The following is a 16,139-nucleotide window of genomic DNA, read 5'->3' as shown; positions in this document are numbered from 1 at the left end:
GCCGGGGGGTAGGCCTGCTTCTTCCCAGAGTTCGGCGAGCCAGATGGAGGCGGTGGGGTCTTTTTCGGAGGGTTTGAGTACTACGGTGTTGCCGGCGGCGATGGCGACGGGGAAGAACCACATCGGGACCATGGCGGGGAAGTTGAAGGGGGAGATGATGCCGACGGGTCCGAGGGGTTGGCGGATGGAGTAGACGTCGACTTTGGTGGAGGCGTTTTCGGTGTAGCCGCCTTTGAGGAGGTGGGGGATGCCGCAGGCGAATTCGACGACTTCTTGGCCGCGGGAGATTTCGCCGAGGGCGTCGGAGAGGACTTTGCCGTGTTCGGCGGTGATGATTTCGGCGAGTTCGCCTTTTTTCTTGTTGAGTAGTTCGCGGAAGTTGAAGAGGATTTGGGTGCGTTTGGCGAGGGAGGTGTCGCGCCAGGCGGGGAAGGCGGCTGCGGCGGCGTCGATGACGGTGCGTGCGTCGCCGAGGTTGGCGAGTGCGAGCTGGCCGGTGACCTCGCCGGTGGCGGGGTTGGTGACCGGTGCGGTGGTGGTGGAGGTACCAGCGAACGGCTTGTTGTCGTACCAGTGCGAAATTGTGCTCACGAAAAGGTTCCTTCGTCTCGGCGTTGTGATATCCACCTTGTCTCGCAAGTTTGCGCTAGTCAAAGGCCAATATCGCAGTGACGCGTGCAAAAATGCACGAGGCTGATAGCCTCGTCGGGTGTTCACTGCCGACCACCTGCTCTACTTCCTCGAAGTGTCCCGTCACGGCCGCCTCAACGAGGCCGCGAAGGCGCTGGGGGTCGACCACACCACCGTCGGTCGACGGATCACGAGCCTCGAGAAATCGGTCGGTCAGCGACTGTTCGATCGCACTCCTGCGGGATGGCGTCTCACCGAAGCCGGCCGACGACTGGTCGGGTACGCGGAATCCGTCGAGTCGACCTTGATCGCTGCATTCGAGGATCAGACGTCCAGCGTCGGCTCGCTCAGCGGGTCGGTTCGTATCGCCGCACCGGACGGATTCGGTGCGTTCGTGTTGACGCCCAACCTCACCACGCTGCGCCGGAAGCATCCCGACCTCGACGTCGAACTGGTCACGGCGACGGAGCACAACACCTTGAACACAAGGGAATTCGACGTCGCGATCACGTTGGAACAACCGTCGCCGCGGTTCGTCGTGTATCGGAAGCTCGCGACGTACTCGTTGTATCTGTACGCGACCGAGGAGTACCTGCAGTCCCATCCGAGAATCTCCACGAGCGACGATCTGCGAGAGCACACGCTCATCTGGTACGTCGGCGCCCTCCTCGACGTGGCTCCGCTGCGGATACTCGATTCGTTTCTGACCGACGGACGAGCGCAGATTCAGACCAACAACATCACCGGTCACTGGCTCGCCGCGCGCAGCGGTCTCGGGATCGCGCCGTTGCCCAGCTACATCGGAGAACCGGACGACACCCTCGTCCGCGTGGCCGGAGAACAGTTCTCGATCGACCGGACGTACTGGGTCGCAGTACCGCGCGAACTGGCAGGGCTGGCGAGAGTCAAAGCCGTCGACGAACTGCTTCGTGCGGTCGTGGCGGACGCGCCTCATCTCCGATCGGACGGGTGAGCGTGTATAGGCTGAGACCGACATGATCACGTTGTTCGCTGCGCTGACCGGGTTTGCACTTCTCGATTCCCTGGATGTTCTTCTGATCGGTCTGACCGCCGCGATCGCGTACGACGCCCGGATGCACAGGCGTTCACCGCTTCGAACCGGATCGGCTTTTCTCGGCGGAGTCTTCGCCGCCACGACTGCCTTCGGAATACTGGCTGTGCTCGGGATAGATTTTCTCTCCCGCATCGTCGATTTCGAGCTCACCCCGACCGTTCGGTACTGGGGCGAGGCTGCGATCGGTGCCACCTTGATCGTTCTGGCGTGTATGCCACGATCCTCGCGTCCGCCGCCGGCGTGGACGGCTCGCTTCCGGGCGAGTGTGCCGCTTCTGGCGACGACGGGATTTGCCATCGGAATCGTCCAGGCTCCTACTGCCGTACCGTATCTGGCCGGCCTCGCGATGATATCCGCGTCCGACCCGTTGCCGGCCGCGTGGCCCGTCGTCATCGTGCTCTATTGCCTCCTCGCGCTCGGTATTCCGGCGGCGGTCCTCGCATTGTCGATGGGGCGCAGTCCGTCTGCTCGTCGACGCTATCGATCCGTGGTGCGCGCTCTGACGGCCTATGGCCCCGCGACCGTGCGAGTGGTGTTCGCGGTGATCGGCTCGGTCCTCGTGATCGATGCGCTGGTTCATCACACACATCTGTGGTGAGCAGGCGGTCGGTAAGGTGGTTGCAGTGGATATCACGCGGTGGCGCAGCCGACTTCCGGTGAGGCGTCCGGCCGACGGTGAGATCGTGGGCTGGACAGTCTCGGAGAACTACGACGAGAGCTGTGTCGACGCAGTCAATCCCGTCGGCCACCTTCTCGCACAGAGCCTCCCGGTCGACGACGCCGCGGATGTATTGCTGGAGCAAGGCCTTTCGTCGTTGTCGAATCCGGTGTGGGGCCGCGCGCCCGTGCCGGTGCTCGCTCACACCGACCTCCTCGATCCGGCCGAGACCTGGACGTGGCGACGGTTCCTGCTGGTTCAGCTCGACGACACCCGCGTCTGGATTCGCCCCGCGTATCCCAGCTGGGACGAGCGGAGGGTGGAACTGGCGTTGCATCTGCCGATCGACGACGTGCTGGTCACCGATCCTCCACCCGGGCACGAGTGACTTCAGCGGCGCGCACCGCGCCGTTTCGCCTACGGTGTAGGCATGACTGTGGAAGATTTCGGTGGCCGCCGCACACTGTCCGCCGAGGAATTGCTGGTTCTGGTCGGAGATTACGCACTCGTGGACGAAACCGGAGAGCAGCGCGGACGGATCGAGTCCGTAGCGCAGGAGGGCTTGTCGGTGGTGCTCACGGTGACCGAGGAGGCCGGCCCGGCCGTTGTGTCCCTCACTCCCGAAGAGCAGGTCACCGTCGAGCCCTACGACGGTGGAAAAGCGCCCGTGGTGCCCTGACAGATCAGACCTGGGGCGATGCAGCCTGGGCAGCACTTCGCTTCTGCGCGCGACGCCTGCGTCCGCGAACGATCAAGAACACCAAGGCAGCGAACAGGACGACTGCGATGATCGCGCCGAGTGCGGTGGCTCCACGGAAGCCGGGAGCCTCGGTGTCGAGGGTGCGCTCTCCTGCATGTGCAGCATTGCTGCTTCCGAGCACGATGGACAGTGTCAGCAGGTTCGGCACAGCAGCGGCGACGGCCAGAACTATCGAGACGATCGCGGTGACCTTGCCGCCGCGCTTCTTCCTGACGCGCCACGCCGCGGTGAAGAACAGCAGCGGCACGAGAGTGGACAGGATCCCGAAGACGAGGCCCCAGAAGATGCCTTTGCTGAACGCCTGATCCGACAGGTTGGCAACCCTGATGCTCCACCATCTCGGGAGGAATGCGGACAGGACGAGGTAGGCGATCACGAGCGCGACCACCGCGACCGCGACGACGATTGCCTTGTTGACCCAACTCGGTCGCCCCGTGGTGGTCGCTGCTGGTGTGGACTCGCTCGGGAATCCGCCTTCTACGGTCATGTGGTCGATCCTAGCCTCGGTTCTGTTCGGTGACCGTTGACACATGTGACGGCCCCCTCATCTGCATTTTCTTCTCTCTACCCGTCGGTAACAATCAAGATCATCAGGGCCCGACAGCGGGCTCTCTCGGCGATCCTTGGGGGACACCATGGCAATGATCTTGATGGCAACGGTCGGTTTCGTCGGCATCGCAGCTGCGATGCTTCACTCGGGTCGCGATCTCGAGTTCAACAATCGCCAGATGGCAAGCGTGTACAGGTCGCGCTGGGCCTGACAATTCCCGCACCCGGGCGCGCGGATGGGTCGAGAGCTTCGCTACCGTCGCTTCCATGACCTTCCGCTGGACGCGATGGGACAGTCGCGGTGCCGGCTTGGTGCTCGGGCTCGGTCTCGACCTGGCGCTGGCCGATCCTCGTCGGTATCACCCGGTCGCCGGGTTCGGTAGTGCGGCAGCGGCGCTCGAACGGCACACCTACCGTGACGCCCGAGCAGCCGGTGCAGTCCACACAGTCCTCCTTGTGAGTGCCGTCGTCGCCGCCGGGTCGGTGGCGACGACGGCTGCTGCCCGGCGTGGCGTTCTCGCGGAGGTCGCACTGACGGCCGTGGCGACGTGGACCGCACTGGGTGGAACATCGTTGGCACGGACGGGTTCCGCGATGTCCGAGCACCTCCGCCACGACCGGATCGATCAGGCACGGGCCCTGCTTCCGTCGTTGTGCGGGCGCGATCCCAGTGTCCTCGACGCCGACGGTCTCACACGTGCCTCGGTCGAATCCGTAGCCGAGAACACTTCGGATGCGACTGTGGGAGTGGTGTTCTGGGGTGCGGTCGCCGGAGTCCCCGGAATCCTCGGGTACCGCGCGGTCAACACACTGGACGCGATGATCGGCTATCGCTCGCCGCGGTATCACCGGTTCGGATGGTTCGCCGCACGCCTCGACGACGTGATCAACCTCGCGCCGGCGCGAGTGACCGGGGTGGTGACGGCCGTTCTCGCCCCGCTCGTCGGCGGACGAACAGCCGACGCCGTGCGGGCCTGGCGGTTTGACGCCTCGCGTCACCCGAGCCCGAACGCGGGCGTGGCGGAAGCCACGGCAGCGGGCGCACTCGGAATCAGTTTGGGCGGGCGAACCGAGTACACGCACGGCGTCGAGATCCGCCCGACCCTCGGCGACGGCAGACATCCGCTACCGGCGGACCTGGACCGCGCGGCGCGCCTGTCTACTCTGGTCCAGATCGGTGCGACGGCTGTGTCAGCGGCCCTTGCCGTAGCGATCGGCAAGGCGGGCATCCTGCGCGGTCCTCGTCGATGACGCGGACTTCGCTCGCGACTTCCGTTCCCGGCGCGTCGGGAGGGTGAACTCGGGCTCCGGATCCGCCACCGTCGGTGCTGAGGAGTCAGGCGCAGGGGAGTCGGGCGCTGGGTAGTCACGCACGGTGGAATCAGGCAGAGGACTGTCCGGTTCGGGAACCAGCCGATCGTCGTCCGTCGGGTCCGCGAGATCACGGTTCGTCGCCTTGCGGCGTTCACGCCACTCGGCTCGGACGAAATAGGCGAGGCCCAGCGGTGCCATGATTCCGAACGCCAGCCATTGGAGGCCGTAGGACAGGTAGGGGCCGGAATCGGTCTGCGGCAGTTCGATCACGCCCAAGCCGCCCGGTTGGGCGTCGTCGAGCTGCAGGTATCCCTGCACGGGAGTGACGGAAAGGGCGGTCCCGATCTGGTCCGGGTTGATGTTGTAGACCTGGATGTGCCCGGCTTCCTCGATGGGCTCACGGGAGGTTCCCTCGGCTCGTCTGATGCGTGCGTCGAGCGTCACCTCACCGGTCGGAGCCGGCTCGATCGTCGGTGGCTGAGTTCCCTGGACCGGCAGCACGTACCCCCGGTTGACGAGGATCGTCTCCCCGCTGTCCAGGCGGAACGGGGTGATCACCTCGTACGCAGGTTGTTCGCGAATGCTGCGCAGTCGGACCAGCACTTCCTTGTCCGATTCGTAGGCGCCGGTGGCGACGACTCGACGCCATTCGTCGTCGTCGGCGAAGCCCGTGGGTGTCAGCAGCTCCTCGAGCGCTACGGGCTCGGCGTCCACGGACTGGTTGATCAGATCGTTTCGGTGCGACGTCGACGTGTTCTTGCCGAGCTGCCACGGCGCCAGCACCGTGAAGCACAGGTAAGCGAACAGGGCGACGACAGCAGCAACCGCCAACCAACCCGGACGCAGCAGAAATCGGAGCCTTCGCACGACAACTACGGTAGCGGCTCGCCCGACATCGATCTACGACGCCTCGTCGGAGACGGCGTTCTCGGTCCAACTCACCAACCCGGGCATGGCCGATTCGATCTGTTCGCGGACGGTGGTGAACGCGTCGTCGGACGAGTAGTACGGGTCTGCGACGGACTCGTCGTCCGCATCGTCGTCGAAGGATCTGAGCAGTGCGATCCGGTCGGCGGGCGCACCGAGACGCAGTAGTTCGCGAACGTGACCGGTGTCGAGGGCGACCAGCAGATCGGCGCCGAGGTGATCGTCGTTGACCTGTGCGGCTTCGTGGTCGCTGTCGTAACCGTGCGCGTCGAGCTCGGCAACGGTGCGCGGGTCGGCGCCCTCGCCCTCGTGCCACCCGTCGATGCCTGCACTCGACACCCGTACCGAATCCAGCCCCGCCTCCCTCAGGTGCTGCTCGAAGATCTTCTCCGCCATCGGTGACCGGCAGATGTTGCCGGTGCAGACGAACGTCACGTGGAGGGTGGGCTTACGTGTTGTCACCGAGCACCTTCGCCAGTTCGTCCATGGTCGTCACGGTGAACGCGGCGTCGTCGTTCTCACCCGCGATTCCGTAACCCCAGTCCACGTAGATCGCCGGAATGCCGAATCGAGCGGCGCCGTGCACGTCGTGATCACGATCCCCGACCATGAGGACGCCCTGGGTCCCGCCGGCCGACGCCTCGGTCGCCGTGATGCCCAGGTTGCGCAGCGAATGCGCGATCACGTCGGGCTTGGCGCGACGGGTGCCGTCGTTGCTCGCCCCTCCGATGAACTCGAAGTACTCGGCCAGTCCGAAGTGATCCAGAATCCGGTGCGCGAACCGCTCGGACTTGGACGTGGCCACTCCGAGTCGAACCCCTCGACTCTTCAACTCTGCCAACACCGGCTCGATACCCTCGAACACCGTGTTCTCCGCCCAGCCCTTGGCGTCGTATCGTTCGAAGTACGCGGCAAGCGCCCTCTGGGCGACGTCGTCGGGAAGCCCCATCGCGCCGAAAGTGTCGATCAACGGTGGCCCGATGACCAGGGCGAGTTGCTCCTCCGTCGGCTCGGGTCCGTCGACCGCGGCGAGTGCGTGCCGGAAGCCCGCGAGGATGCCCGGTGCGGAATCGGTGAGCGTGCCGTCGAGGTCGAACAGCACCACCGTGGCTCGCGGACTGCGCGCGGCGTCGAGATTTGTCATGACAAAACCATATCGGTTGGTGGCCGGGCCTTCGCATGCTCCACTCGCGGCCGGGGCGGGATACGCTCGTCGGTAACGAAAGGACAGGGAAGAATTGGACGCGATGTCGCTTCTCCGTCACCACGGTGACGCCGAAGTGGGAGCTGGACTGATCGATTTCGCAGTCAACGTCCAAGGAACAGGCCCACCTCGCTGGCTCAGCGAACGGCTGAGCCGATCGCTGGATTCGCTCGGCTCCTACCCGTCCGCCGACGCCGACCTGCGCGCGCGGGAAGCCGTCGCGCACAGACACGGCCGAGCCCCGGAAGAAGTCCTTCTGCTCGCCGGAGGTGCGGAGGGGTTCGCGATGCTGCCACAGCTGAAACCACGGCTGGCTGCACTGATCCATCCGTCGTTCACCGAGCCCGAACTCGCGTTGCGCCAAGCAGGCATACCCGTCCGACACGTCGTGTCGGCTCCGCCGTTCCAGCTGGATCCCAGCGCGGTTCCCGAGGACGCAGACATGGTGGTCGTCGGTAACCCGACCAACCCGACCTCGGTGCTGCACGAGCGACACTCGATTCTGGGTCTGCGTCGCCCCGGACGCATCGTCGTCGTCGACGAAGCCTTCGCCGACGCAGTGCCCGGTGAAGCCGAGTCCGTTGCCTCCGACTCCCTCGACGATGTGCTGGTGCTGCGCAGTCTCACCAAGACATGGGCGCTCGCCGGACTGCGGTGCGGATACGCGCTGGGGCATCCGGACGTCCTCGCCGAACTCACCGTCGGGCGGGCGCACTGGCCGCTCGGAAGTCTGCAGATCGAGGCCATCGAAGCGTGCAGCGAACCGGACGCCGTTGCGTCGGCCGAAGCCAGGGCATCGGTCATCGCAGCCGAACGCAAGGACATGACGCGACGTCTGACCGCGCTCGGGATCGATGTGCACGGGCCCGCGCGCGGACCGTTCCTGCTTCTGTCCGTTCCGGACGCGGAGGGGGTGCGTCGGCGGTTGCGTGACCACGGTGTCGCGGTTCGCCGGTGCGACACCTTCCCGGGACTGGCGCCGGGTCACCTGCGGGTGGCCGTTCGCCCGTCCGCGCAGGTGGATGTCCTCGTCGATGCCCTGACGAAATCTTTGCCGAAGAATTCACCGCCACAGCACGCACGATCGAAAGGTGAACAGTGACAGTCCTTCTCGCCGACGTCATCGCGGTACTCGAGGCGCATTATCCGCCGCGGCTCGCCGAGAGCTGGGATTCGGTCGGATTGGTGTGCGGTGACCCGGCCGATCGCGTCGGCACAGTTCTCTACGCCGTCGACGCGACCGAGGAGGTCGTCGCCGAAGCCATCGACATGGGCGCCGACCTACTGGTGGTGCACCATCCACTCCTGCTCCGCGGCGTGGACACCGTCGCCGCGAACACACCCAAGGGCGCACTCATCCACCGTCTCGTCAAGGCCGGGTGCGCACTGTTCACCGCGCACACCAATGCCGACAGCGCCAACCCAGGCGTGTCCGACGCCCTGGCGGATGCGCTCGGCGTGACACACACGCGCCCCCTCGATCCGATCGACGGACCGCGAGTGGACAAGTGGGTCGTGTTCACTCCGACGTCGCACAGCGACGCCGTCAGGGACGCGCTGTTCGACGCCGGCGCAGGAGCGATCGGACAGTACAGCCGTTGCAGTTGGAGCACCCGAGGGCTCGGCCAGTTCCTGCCCGGCGTCGGATCGACGCCGACGATCGGCGACCACAGTGTGCTCGAGAAAGTCGACGAGGACCGCATAGAGGTGGTGGCGCCTGCGTCGAAGCGGGCGGACATTCTGGACGCCGTGACGCGAGCACACCCCTACGAGGAACCGGCGATCGACGTGTTCGAGGAAGTCAGGCTCCCGAGCTGCACGGGCCTCGGACGGATCGGGGTGCTGGACAGACCCACCACCTTGCGCGAGTTCACACGAACAGTGCGCGCGGTGTTGCCGGAGACGGTGTGGGGCGTACGGGCGGCAGGCGATCCCGACACCGAGATCCGCACGGTCGCGCTGTGCGGGGGAGCGGGCGACGGCTATCTGAGTGCAGTGACATCCCTCGGAGCCGACGTCTACGTCACCTCGGACCTGCGGCATCACGTCGTCGACGAGCACCTTCGCGCCGGAGGCGCAGCCGTGGTCGACGTCGCGCACTGGGCGTCGGAGTGGCCGTGGTGCGAGCAGGCGCGACACATCGTCGACGCAGAGTTCGGCGACGAGGGGGGATGGAGCAGCCGCGTCAGTACCCGCAGGACCGATCCGTGGACAGTGGGTTCGGTGGACGATCGGAGCCGGTAGGCTTGGCCGAATATTTCTTCCATAGTCGCAGGAGTCATCACGCGTGAATGTCGATCCCCGAGTGCAGGCCTCACTTCTCGAACTGGCCGCAGTGGACACCGAGCTGACGCAGATCTCGCACCGTCGTAAAAGTCTTCCCGAGCAGGCCGAGGTGGAGAAGCTCGAGGCCGAGCGCATCGCCCGCAAGGACGCAGCCGTCACGGTCCAGATGGCGATGGACGACCTCGACCGTGACATCAAGAAGCTCGAAGGCGAGGTCGACGCGGTCCGCCAACGTGAAGACCGCGACCGCTCGCTCCTCGACAGCGGCACCGTCGCAGCGAAACAGATGTCCGAGCTCCAGCACGAACTCGCCAGCCTCGAACGTCGGCAGGGAATCCTCGAAGAGGAACTTCTCGAGGTCATGGAGCGGCGCGAGGCGTCGGAGACCGATTACAACCACGCCGGGGCGCAGCTGACCCAGATCGAGGACGAGCTCGTCGACGCCGGACGTCGGCGAGACGACGCCGTGGCCGATGTCGATTCCGCGGAGCAGCGCGCCACCGCACGGCGATCGGAACTGGCGAGCACGTTCCCGGACGAGCTGTTGGCGGTCTACGAGAAGCAGCGCGCTCTCACCGGCCGCGGCGCCGCGCTACTGCAGGCCCGACGCTGCGGCGCCTGCCGGATCGAACTCGATCGAGGCGAGATCTCGCGCATCGCGGCGAAGCCCGCCGACGAGCTGGTGCGATGCTCGGAGTGCAACGCCATTCTGGTGCGCACCAAGGAATCCGGTCTGTGAGGGTTGTCGTCGAGGCGGACGGTGGATCTCGGGGCAACCCGGGCCCGGCAGGGTACGGCGCCGTGGTGCTGTCCGCCGACCGCTCCGAGGTGCTCGCCGAACGCCGTCTCGCGTTGGGCGTCGCGACCAACAACGTCGCCGAGTACCGCGGCCTCGTCGCCGGGTTGACTGCTGCAGGCGAGGTCGGTGCGCGCGAGGTCGACGTGCGGATGGATTCCAAGCTCGTCGTCGAGCAGATGTCCGGGCGCTGGAAGGTCAAGCACCCGGACATGATTCCGCTCAACCGTGAGGCCGCCGACCTGGTCCGCGGTTTCGACCGCGTCACGTTCCAGTGGATTCCACGGGCACAGAATTCGCACGCGGACAGGTTGGCGAACGAGGCGATGGATGCCGCGGCCGACGGTCGGGAACTGGAGCCCCCGAAGGACCGCGACGTTAAGCCGACCGCACCCGGCTGGACCGGAGCGACGGGTGAGCCCACGCGTCTGCTTCTGCTGCGGCACGGACAGACTCCGCTGTCGGTGGAGCGTCGCTACTCGGGCCGAGGAAACCCGCCACTGACCGAGATCGGCGAGGGTCAGGCGGCCGCAGCGGCCGCCCGTCTGGCGCAGCGAGACGACATCGCGGCCATCGTCGCCTCGCCGCTGGGCCGGGCGCAGCAGACGGCAGGCGCGCTCGCCCGGAAGGTAGGCCTCGAGGTCTCCACGCTGGACGAACTGACCGAGACCGACTTCGGTGACTGGGAAGGCCTCACGTTCAAGGAAGCGTTCGAGAAGTACCCGGACGTCCACCAGAAATGGCGCGGTGACACTTCGGTCGCCGCACCGGGAGGCGAAAGCTTCGACACCGTCCTGGAGCGGGTCACCGTGGCCCGCGACAAGCTGGTCGCGTCGTACGCGGGGTCGACGGTCGTCGTGGTCAGCCACGTGACCCCGATCAAGATGCTGCTGCAGCTCGCTCTCGATGTCGGGCCGTCGTTGCTGTACCGGCTGCATCTGGATCTCGCGTCGCTCAGCATCGCCGAGTTCTATCCCGACGGCGGTGCCTCGGTCCGACTCGTCAACGACACGTCATACCTGTAGGGCGAGCCAGAGGGCGGCGACGGCACCGAGGATCGTCAGCGGTGTGCTGATCAGACCGAGGACGGTGAAGGTGCGCAACGACGCCGGTTCGTCGTGTGCCGCGCCGACCTTGCGCCACAACATGATCGCGAGCGAGCCCACGTAGGTCAGGTTGGGCCCGAGGTTGACGCCCACGACCATCGCGAGAAGCAGACCGGGGGGAGCGGACGAGCCGAACGCGGCGAGCAGCATCAGCGTCGCGGGCAGATTGTTGACGACGTTCGACGCGACCGCTGCGATGGCGGCGGTCGTCAACAGGCCGAGGAACGACGCCTCGCCGGGCAGGATGCTCGCGAGCCAGTCGCCGATGGGGCCCGCCGTGACGCCCTCGACGACAATTCCCAGCGACAGCACGAATCCGCAGAATGTGAGGTCGGCGGCCCGCAGCATGCGCGACGGCACGGTATAACCCTGCTTCAGTGCGGGCACGGCGAGAGCGCACGCGCCCACGGCCGCGACCCAGAACGGTTCGACGTGGAAGAACCCGGCCACGGCGAAGCCCAGCAACGTTGCGCCCAGAACCACCAGCGCCGCCGTGGGCGCGACGATGGGTTCCGTCACCGAGTGCTGCTCGGATCGCGTGGCACCGTGCCGAAGGTCGGCGCGGAAGAACACCCAGAACACCGCGAACTCGATCACGATCGACACGATCCACGGCAGCGCCATCAGCGCGGCGAAATGCACGAACGTCAGGCCCGTCGCGGTGAAGGCCAGAAGGTTCGTCAGGTTCGACACCGGCAGCAACGTCGACGCGGAGTTCGACAGGTGCGCTGTCGCATAACTGTGCGGCCGAGGCGACATACGCAGAGCCCGCGCCGCGCCGATCACCGCCGGCGTCAACAGCACGACAGTCGCGTCGAGGCTCAGCACGGCTGTGGTGACGGCGGCGGCCACGAACACCGAACCGAGAAGCCGATGCGGATTGCCGCGGGCAGATCTGCCCATGATCGAAGCCGTCCACCGGAAGACACCCAGTGCGTCGGCGAGATGGGCGAGAACGAGGATGAACGCCAGGAACACGACGGTCGGGAGCAGTTCCAGCACCTGCGAGCGTGCGTCGGACAGGGTGACGAGCCCGAGCAGTAGTGCCGCCACTGCGGCCGGGAGTGCCGCGACGATCTCCGGCAGACCGCGGGGCCGGACGATCGCGAAGATCAGCACCGCCGCAACGAGTGCGGCCGCTACGACGCTCACGCCAGCATCTTGACGAGGGTGCGTAGGTTCCGGGTAGTGGTGGTGGGCTTGTACTTTGCTTTCGCCGTGAACTTTCCGACGATGCTGTCGGTGGTGTTTCCTTTCACGACCTCCCAGTAGACGACGCCCCGGCCGAGGGAGACGCGCTCGAGCTGCGGATCGAGCGTTTCGGCCGTCCGCGCCAGTTCCGCGAGATGCTCGTCGTTGTTGCCGAAGATCACGTACGGGTGCCAACCGTCGCGTTCGGCGTCGAACGGATAGTCGTCGACGATGGCGCTCAGGGTGGCCGGATCGAGGACGATCACCCACGCCTCGTATCCGAATGTGTCGGCGAGGGTCTTCTCGATCGCGGGCTTCAGTTCCGCGGGGGACAGCGGCGACGACAGCAGCACGTTGCCGGTCGCGAGGACCGTGCGCACCGGCTCGAACCCGGCCTGCGAGAGCGCCTGGCGAAGGTCGACCATCTTGATGTTGATTCCGCCGACGTTGATTCCGCGCAGCAGGACGACGTGATCCATGAGGTGAACTCTAGTTCCAGCCGTACGACCGGGTAGAGTTCCATCCTGCGAACGAGTCGGTTGGACGGCTGCGGCACGGGGAACTGGCGGAGCGATTCCGCCAAGCTTCGAGCCGAGGAAAGTCCGGACTCCACAGAGCAGGGCGGTTGCTAACGGCAACCCGAGGTGACTCGCGGGACAGTGCCACAGAAAACAGACCGCCCGCGCTCGTTCTGTCTTCGGACAGCACGACGCGGGTCAGGGTGAAACGGTGCGGTAAGAGCGCACCAGCACCCCAGGTGACTGGGGTGGCTAGGTAAACCCCGCCCGGAGCAAGGTCGAAGGTCGCATTCCCTCGGGAGTGCGACTGCGCAGGTGTTCGAGGGCTGCTCGCCCGAGCCTGCGGGTGGACTGCTCGAGGTACCCGGCGACGGTGTGCCCAGATGGATGGTCGTCGTTCCGTCCCGTTTCGGCGGGCCGGTTCACAGGATCCGGCTTACATGCCGACTCGTTCGCACCTAGGCTTGCTCTCATGAGTACAGAAGACGACGCCTGGTACTACGACGTACGCACCAAGACGGTTTCGCAGGGCAAGGAATCCGGGGCACTCGACCGGATGGGCCCGTATCCGGACCGTGCCACCGCCGAGCGCGCCATTCAGATCGCAGCCGAGCGCAACAAAGCTGCGGACAAGGCCGACGACGACTGGAACAACTGACGGTGGTCTCGGCGCGACTGTCCGCGACCGCCTTCGACTTCGACCCCATCCGTTCCGAGTTCGACCTGCCCGAGCACTTCTCGGCGGACGCACTCGCCGAGGCCGAGTCCGCCCAGGACAGATACGCGTCCGAGAGGGAAGACCGCACCGACCTTGCCTTGGTGACCATCGATCCGCCCGGTTCGATGGATCTGGATCAGGCGGTGCACGTCGAGAAACTCGCCAGTGGATTCGTCGTGCATTACGCGATCGCGGATGTCGGGTCCATCGTGACGCCTGCGGGCCGGCTCGACACCGAGACTCGTCAGCGCGGGCAGACGTTCTACCTGCCCGACGGTTCGGTACCGCTTCACCCGCGGGTGCTGTCGGAAGGCTCGGCCAGTCTGCTGCCGAACGAGATTCGCCCGGCAGCGCTGTGGCGGATCGAACTCGACGAATCCGGTGACGCAGTCGCGTGGACGGTGTCGAGAGCGACGGTGAAATCCGTTGCCCGCTTCGATTACGCGGGTGTCCAAGCCGAGTTCGATGCAGGTTCCCCGCATCCGTCGATCGCCGCTCTCGGCGACTTCGGTCGCCTGCGTGCGCAGGCCGCGTTGCGCCGAGGTGCACTGGACATCACCTTGCCGGAGCAGGACGTGGTAGCCGACGGCGCAGGGTGGCGCATCGAATTGCAGGCGCGGACCGCCGTGGACGCGTGGAACGCCGAGGTGTCGCTGCTGACGGGGATGTGCGCAGCGTCGATCATGCTCGACGCCGGAATCGGACTGCTCCGCACTTTGCCGCCGGCCCCGGAGGACGCCGTCGACTCGTTGAAGAAGACAGCGGAGATGCTCGGAATCGAATGGCCCGCAGGTGCATCGGCTGGAGCCGTGCTCGCCGGGCTACCGGGTGACGAACCTACGACGCTGGCCATGATGACTCAGGCAACGAGTCTGCTGCGAGGCGCGGATTACGTGGCGTTCGACGGGGAAATCCCCGAATCGCCCGAGCACGCCGGAATCGCAGCACCCTACGCTCACGTCACGGCGCCGCTTCGCCGGCTGTCGGACAGGTTCGCCACCGAAGTATGCCTCGCGGTGGTTGCTGGCACGGACATCCCCGAGTGGGCGCGCACCGCGCTCCCTGATCTACCCGCGATCATGCGCGGATCGGATTCCGTTGCGTCCAAAGTGGATCGAGCGTGCATCGACCTGACCGAAGCGCACGTTCTGAACGACCGCGTCGGCGAGGCGTTCTCCGCTCTCGTTCTGCGTGGGGCGGAAGGAAAGAAGACCGCCGAGGTGTTCGTGGCCGATCCGATCGTCATCGGCAAATGCGTGGGGGATCCGCCGGAAGGGCAAGCGGTGTCGGTGACGTTGACCGTCGCCGACACCGCCTCCCGCCGTGTCGAGTTCGCTTACGAGGCGGACGGTGGCACGGCGCCGGGTGACGCTGTCGAGGCGAAACGGTCGGTCGCCTCGACGAGATGATGGATGATGCCGGGCTCGGACGCGGAATGCCCGGCATCGTCCACGATCGTCAATTCCGCATCCGGCCACGCCCGATGAAGGGCCCAGGCGCTCGTGGCCGGGCACACCACGTCGTACCGGCCCTGAACGATGACGCCGGGGATTCCGGCCAGGAGGTGCGCGTCCTCCAGCAACTGGTTCTCGCGCAGGAATCCGTCGTTGCGGAAGTAATGGTTCTCGATCCCTGCGAAGGCCAGGGCGAATCGCGGGTCCTCGTTGGAGGCGATCTGCTCCGGGCGGGGAATGAGATAACTCGTCGCGGCCTCCCACGACGACCAGGCGATGGCCGCCGCGGTGGCGACGTCGCGGTCGTCGGAGTTCAGCAGCCGGTGGTAGACCTCGACCAGATCCAAGTGTCGTTCTGCATCCGGGACAGGTGCCAGGAACTTCTCCCACTGTTCGGGGAAGAGATGGCCCGCGCCGCCGTTGTAGTACCAGTCGATCTCACTGCGGCGGAGCAGAAAGATGCCGCGCAGGATCAGGCCGGTGACCCGGTCGCGGTGGGTCTGTGCGTAGACGAGGGACAGCGTCGAACCCCACGAACCACCGAACACGAGCCAGGTGTCGACGCCGAGATGAGTCCGCAACTTCTCGATGTCGCCGACAAGCTTTCCAGTCGTGTTCACCGCCCAGTCGACCCTCGTGTCCCACCCCTTGGTCGTTCCGCCGGCTCCACTCCTGTCCCACCCCTTGGTCGTTCCGCCGGCTCCACTCCTGTCCGCGATATGAGGTCGGGACTTGCCACAGCCACGCTGGTCGAACAGCACGATTCGATACTTTTCGGGGTCGAAGTAGCGGCGCTGCGCAGGTCCGGTTCCACCGCCGGGCCCTCCGTGGACGAACAGGACGGGGAGTCCGTCCGGATTACCGCTGGTCTCCCAGTAGATTTGTTGGCCGTCACCGACGTCGAGGTGGCCACTGGCGTAGGGCTCGATGGCCGGGTAGAGATCACGTGCCAC

Annotated in this window: 19 protein-coding genes and 1 other RNA gene; 12 read left to right on the top strand and 8 right to left on the bottom strand. The window is 66.1% G+C overall.

Translation table 11 applies throughout. The annotated features are described in order from the left end of the window. The coding region (locus BH95_RS29350; protein WP_244164773.1) for an aldehyde dehydrogenase family protein at positions 1–591 on the bottom strand (591 nt) is incomplete at its 3' end. A gap of 118 nt (positions 592–709) precedes the next feature. On the opposite strand from BH95_RS29350, the gene BH95_RS02125 reads away from it, so the two are divergent. From BH95_RS02125 to BH95_RS02110, 4 genes are read left to right on the top strand one after another with little or no spacing between them, the layout of a single operon-like run. Beyond that, positions 710–1,603 carry a LysR family transcriptional regulator gene (locus BH95_RS02125; RefSeq protein WP_019666020.1) on the top strand — a complete coding sequence of 298 codons (894 nt, stop codon included), beginning with the start codon at positions 710–712 and terminating at the stop codon, positions 1,601–1,603. A 22-nt stretch (positions 1,604–1,625) separates the two neighbouring features. After that, positions 1,626–2,303 (top strand): GAP family protein, encoded by a 678-nt coding sequence (locus tag BH95_RS02120; protein WP_020111944.1) that lies wholly within the window; start codon positions 1,626–1,628, stop codon positions 2,301–2,303. 25 nt (positions 2,304–2,328) lie between these two features. Next, positions 2,329–2,751, top strand: a complete 423-nt coding sequence (locus BH95_RS02115; protein WP_244164770.1) for a hypothetical protein — start codon at positions 2,329–2,331, stop codon at positions 2,749–2,751. A gap of 42 nt (positions 2,752–2,793) precedes the next feature. Further along, positions 2,794–3,042: a hypothetical protein gene (locus BH95_RS02110; RefSeq protein WP_019666017.1), complete on the top strand. Its 249-nt coding sequence runs from the start codon at positions 2,794–2,796 to the stop codon at positions 3,040–3,042. A gap of 4 nt (positions 3,043–3,046) precedes the next feature. Here the strand turns inward: BH95_RS02110 and BH95_RS02105 are convergent, their stop codons facing one another. Beyond that, on the bottom strand, positions 3,047–3,610 hold the full coding sequence (locus BH95_RS02105) for a hypothetical protein (protein ID WP_019666016.1): 564 nt from the start codon (positions 3,608–3,610) through the stop codon (positions 3,047–3,049). A gap of 329 nt (positions 3,611–3,939) precedes the next feature. On the opposite strand from BH95_RS02105, the gene BH95_RS02100 reads away from it, so the two are divergent. Next, the gene (locus tag BH95_RS02100; protein WP_037180817.1) at positions 3,940–4,923 is read left to right on the top strand and encodes a cobalamin biosynthesis protein; all 984 of its coding nucleotides are present in this window, start codon (positions 3,940–3,942) and stop codon (positions 4,921–4,923) included. On the opposite strand, the gene BH95_RS02095 is transcribed toward BH95_RS02100, so the two are convergent. Genes BH95_RS02095 through BH95_RS02085 form a run of 3 tightly spaced genes read right to left on the bottom strand, consistent with a single transcriptional unit; the run spans position 4,864 to position 7,057 of the window. Beyond that, the gene (locus tag BH95_RS02095; RefSeq protein WP_020111948.1) at positions 4,864–5,853 is read right to left on the bottom strand and encodes an SURF1 family cytochrome oxidase biogenesis protein; all 990 of its coding nucleotides are present in this window, start codon (positions 5,851–5,853) and stop codon (positions 4,864–4,866) included. The genes BH95_RS02100 and BH95_RS02095 overlap by 60 nt on opposite strands. A 33-nt stretch (positions 5,854–5,886) precedes the next feature. Then, complete coding sequence (locus BH95_RS02090; protein ID WP_255183008.1) at positions 5,887–6,375, bottom strand: low molecular weight protein-tyrosine-phosphatase; 489 nt, start codon at positions 6,373–6,375, stop codon at positions 5,887–5,889. Next, entirely contained in the window at positions 6,362–7,057 is a 696-nt protein-coding gene (locus tag BH95_RS02085) for an HAD-IA family hydrolase (protein ID WP_019666011.1), read from the bottom strand. Before BH95_RS02085 ends, BH95_RS02090 begins: the two co-directional genes overlap by 14 nt. Before the next feature lie 103 nt (positions 7,058–7,160). On the opposite strand from BH95_RS02085, the gene cobC reads away from it, so the two are divergent. Genes cobC through BH95_RS02065 form a run of 4 tightly spaced genes read left to right on the top strand, consistent with a single transcriptional unit; the run spans position 7,161 to position 11,224 of the window. Continuing rightward, positions 7,161–8,219: an Rv2231c family pyridoxal phosphate-dependent protein CobC gene (gene cobC, locus BH95_RS02080; protein WP_037180815.1), complete on the top strand. Its 1,059-nt coding sequence runs from the start codon at positions 7,161–7,163 to the stop codon at positions 8,217–8,219. Continuing rightward, a complete protein-coding gene (locus BH95_RS02075; RefSeq protein WP_037180813.1) occupies positions 8,216–9,361 on the top strand; it encodes a Nif3-like dinuclear metal center hexameric protein in 1,146 nt (381 codons plus the stop codon). Before cobC ends, BH95_RS02075 begins: the two co-directional genes overlap by 4 nt. A 43-nt stretch (positions 9,362–9,404) precedes the next feature. After that, positions 9,405–10,142, top strand: coding sequence for a zinc ribbon domain-containing protein (locus BH95_RS02070; protein ID WP_026347932.1), 738 nt, complete (start codon positions 9,405–9,407; stop codon positions 10,140–10,142). Further along, positions 10,130–11,224 (top strand): bifunctional RNase H/acid phosphatase, encoded by a 1,095-nt coding sequence (locus BH95_RS02065; RefSeq protein ID WP_037181057.1) that lies wholly within the window; start codon positions 10,130–10,132, stop codon positions 11,222–11,224. Before BH95_RS02070 ends, BH95_RS02065 begins: the two co-directional genes overlap by 13 nt. Here the strand turns inward: BH95_RS02065 and BH95_RS02060 are convergent. Both BH95_RS02060 and BH95_RS02055 read right to left on the bottom strand, forming a co-directional pair. Further along, complete coding sequence (locus BH95_RS02060; protein ID WP_037180810.1) at positions 11,213–12,457, bottom strand: SLC13 family permease; 1,245 nt, start codon at positions 12,455–12,457, stop codon at positions 11,213–11,215. The two genes, BH95_RS02065 and BH95_RS02060, sit on opposite strands and share 12 nt — an antisense overlap. Further along, positions 12,454–12,975, bottom strand: a complete 522-nt coding sequence (locus tag BH95_RS02055; protein WP_019666005.1) for a DUF1697 domain-containing protein — start codon at positions 12,973–12,975, stop codon at positions 12,454–12,456. Before BH95_RS02055 ends, BH95_RS02060 begins: the two co-directional genes overlap by 4 nt. Positions 12,976–13,027: 52 nt before the next feature. Between BH95_RS02055 and rnpB the strand changes: the two genes are divergently transcribed. The 3 genes from rnpB to BH95_RS02045 all read left to right on the top strand — a co-directional run bounded on the left by rnpB (position 13,028) and on the right by BH95_RS02045 (position 15,141). Next, positions 13,028–13,469, top strand: an RNA gene (gene rnpB, locus BH95_RS27755) — RNase P RNA component class A. A gap of 17 nt (positions 13,470–13,486) precedes the next feature. Beyond that, complete coding sequence (locus BH95_RS02050) at positions 13,487–13,672, top strand: hypothetical protein (RefSeq protein ID WP_019666004.1); 186 nt, start codon at positions 13,487–13,489, stop codon at positions 13,670–13,672. Between the two features lie 2 nt (positions 13,673–13,674). Further along, entirely contained in the window at positions 13,675–15,141 is a 1,467-nt protein-coding gene (locus tag BH95_RS02045) for an RNB domain-containing ribonuclease (protein WP_037180807.1), read from the top strand. On the opposite strand, the gene pip is transcribed toward BH95_RS02045, so the two are convergent. After that, positions 15,069–16,139 carry a prolyl aminopeptidase gene (gene pip / locus BH95_RS02040; RefSeq protein WP_037180805.1) on the bottom strand — a complete coding sequence of 357 codons (1,071 nt, stop codon included), beginning with the start codon at positions 16,137–16,139 and terminating at the stop codon, positions 15,069–15,071. The two genes, BH95_RS02045 and pip, sit on opposite strands and share 73 nt — an antisense overlap.

Source organism: Rhodococcoides fascians A44A, from assembly GCF_000760735.1.
Lineage (GTDB): Bacteria > Actinomycetota > Actinomycetes > Mycobacteriales > Mycobacteriaceae > Rhodococcoides > Rhodococcoides fascians_E.
This window is presented reverse-complemented; position numbering and strand designations above follow the sequence as displayed.

What these genes read in the sequence shown, in the direction of transcription:
- BH95_RS02085 (WP_019666011.1), bottom strand. Translation starts at nt 7,057, where the DNA reads ATGACAAATCTCGACGCCGCGCGCAGTCCGCGAGCCACGGTGGTGCTG.
- BH95_RS02120 (WP_020111944.1), top strand. Translation starts at nt 1,626, where the DNA reads ATGATCACGTTGTTCGCTGCGCTGACCGGGTTTGCACTTCTCGATTCC.
- BH95_RS02105 (WP_019666016.1), bottom strand. Translation starts at nt 3,610, where the DNA reads ATGACCGTAGAAGGCGGATTCCCGAGCGAGTCCACACCAGCAGCGACC.
- BH95_RS02100 (WP_037180817.1), top strand. Translation starts at nt 3,940, where the DNA reads ATGACCTTCCGCTGGACGCGATGGGACAGTCGCGGTGCCGGCTTGGTG.
- cobC (WP_037180815.1), top strand. Translation starts at nt 7,161, where the DNA reads ATGTCGCTTCTCCGTCACCACGGTGACGCCGAAGTGGGAGCTGGACTG.
- BH95_RS02055 (WP_019666005.1), bottom strand. Translation starts at nt 12,975, where the DNA reads ATGGATCACGTCGTCCTGCTGCGCGGAATCAACGTCGGCGGAATCAAC.
- BH95_RS02110 (WP_019666017.1), top strand. Translation starts at nt 2,794, where the DNA reads ATGACTGTGGAAGATTTCGGTGGCCGCCGCACACTGTCCGCCGAGGAA.
- BH95_RS02050 (WP_019666004.1), top strand. Translation starts at nt 13,487, where the DNA reads ATGAGTACAGAAGACGACGCCTGGTACTACGACGTACGCACCAAGACG.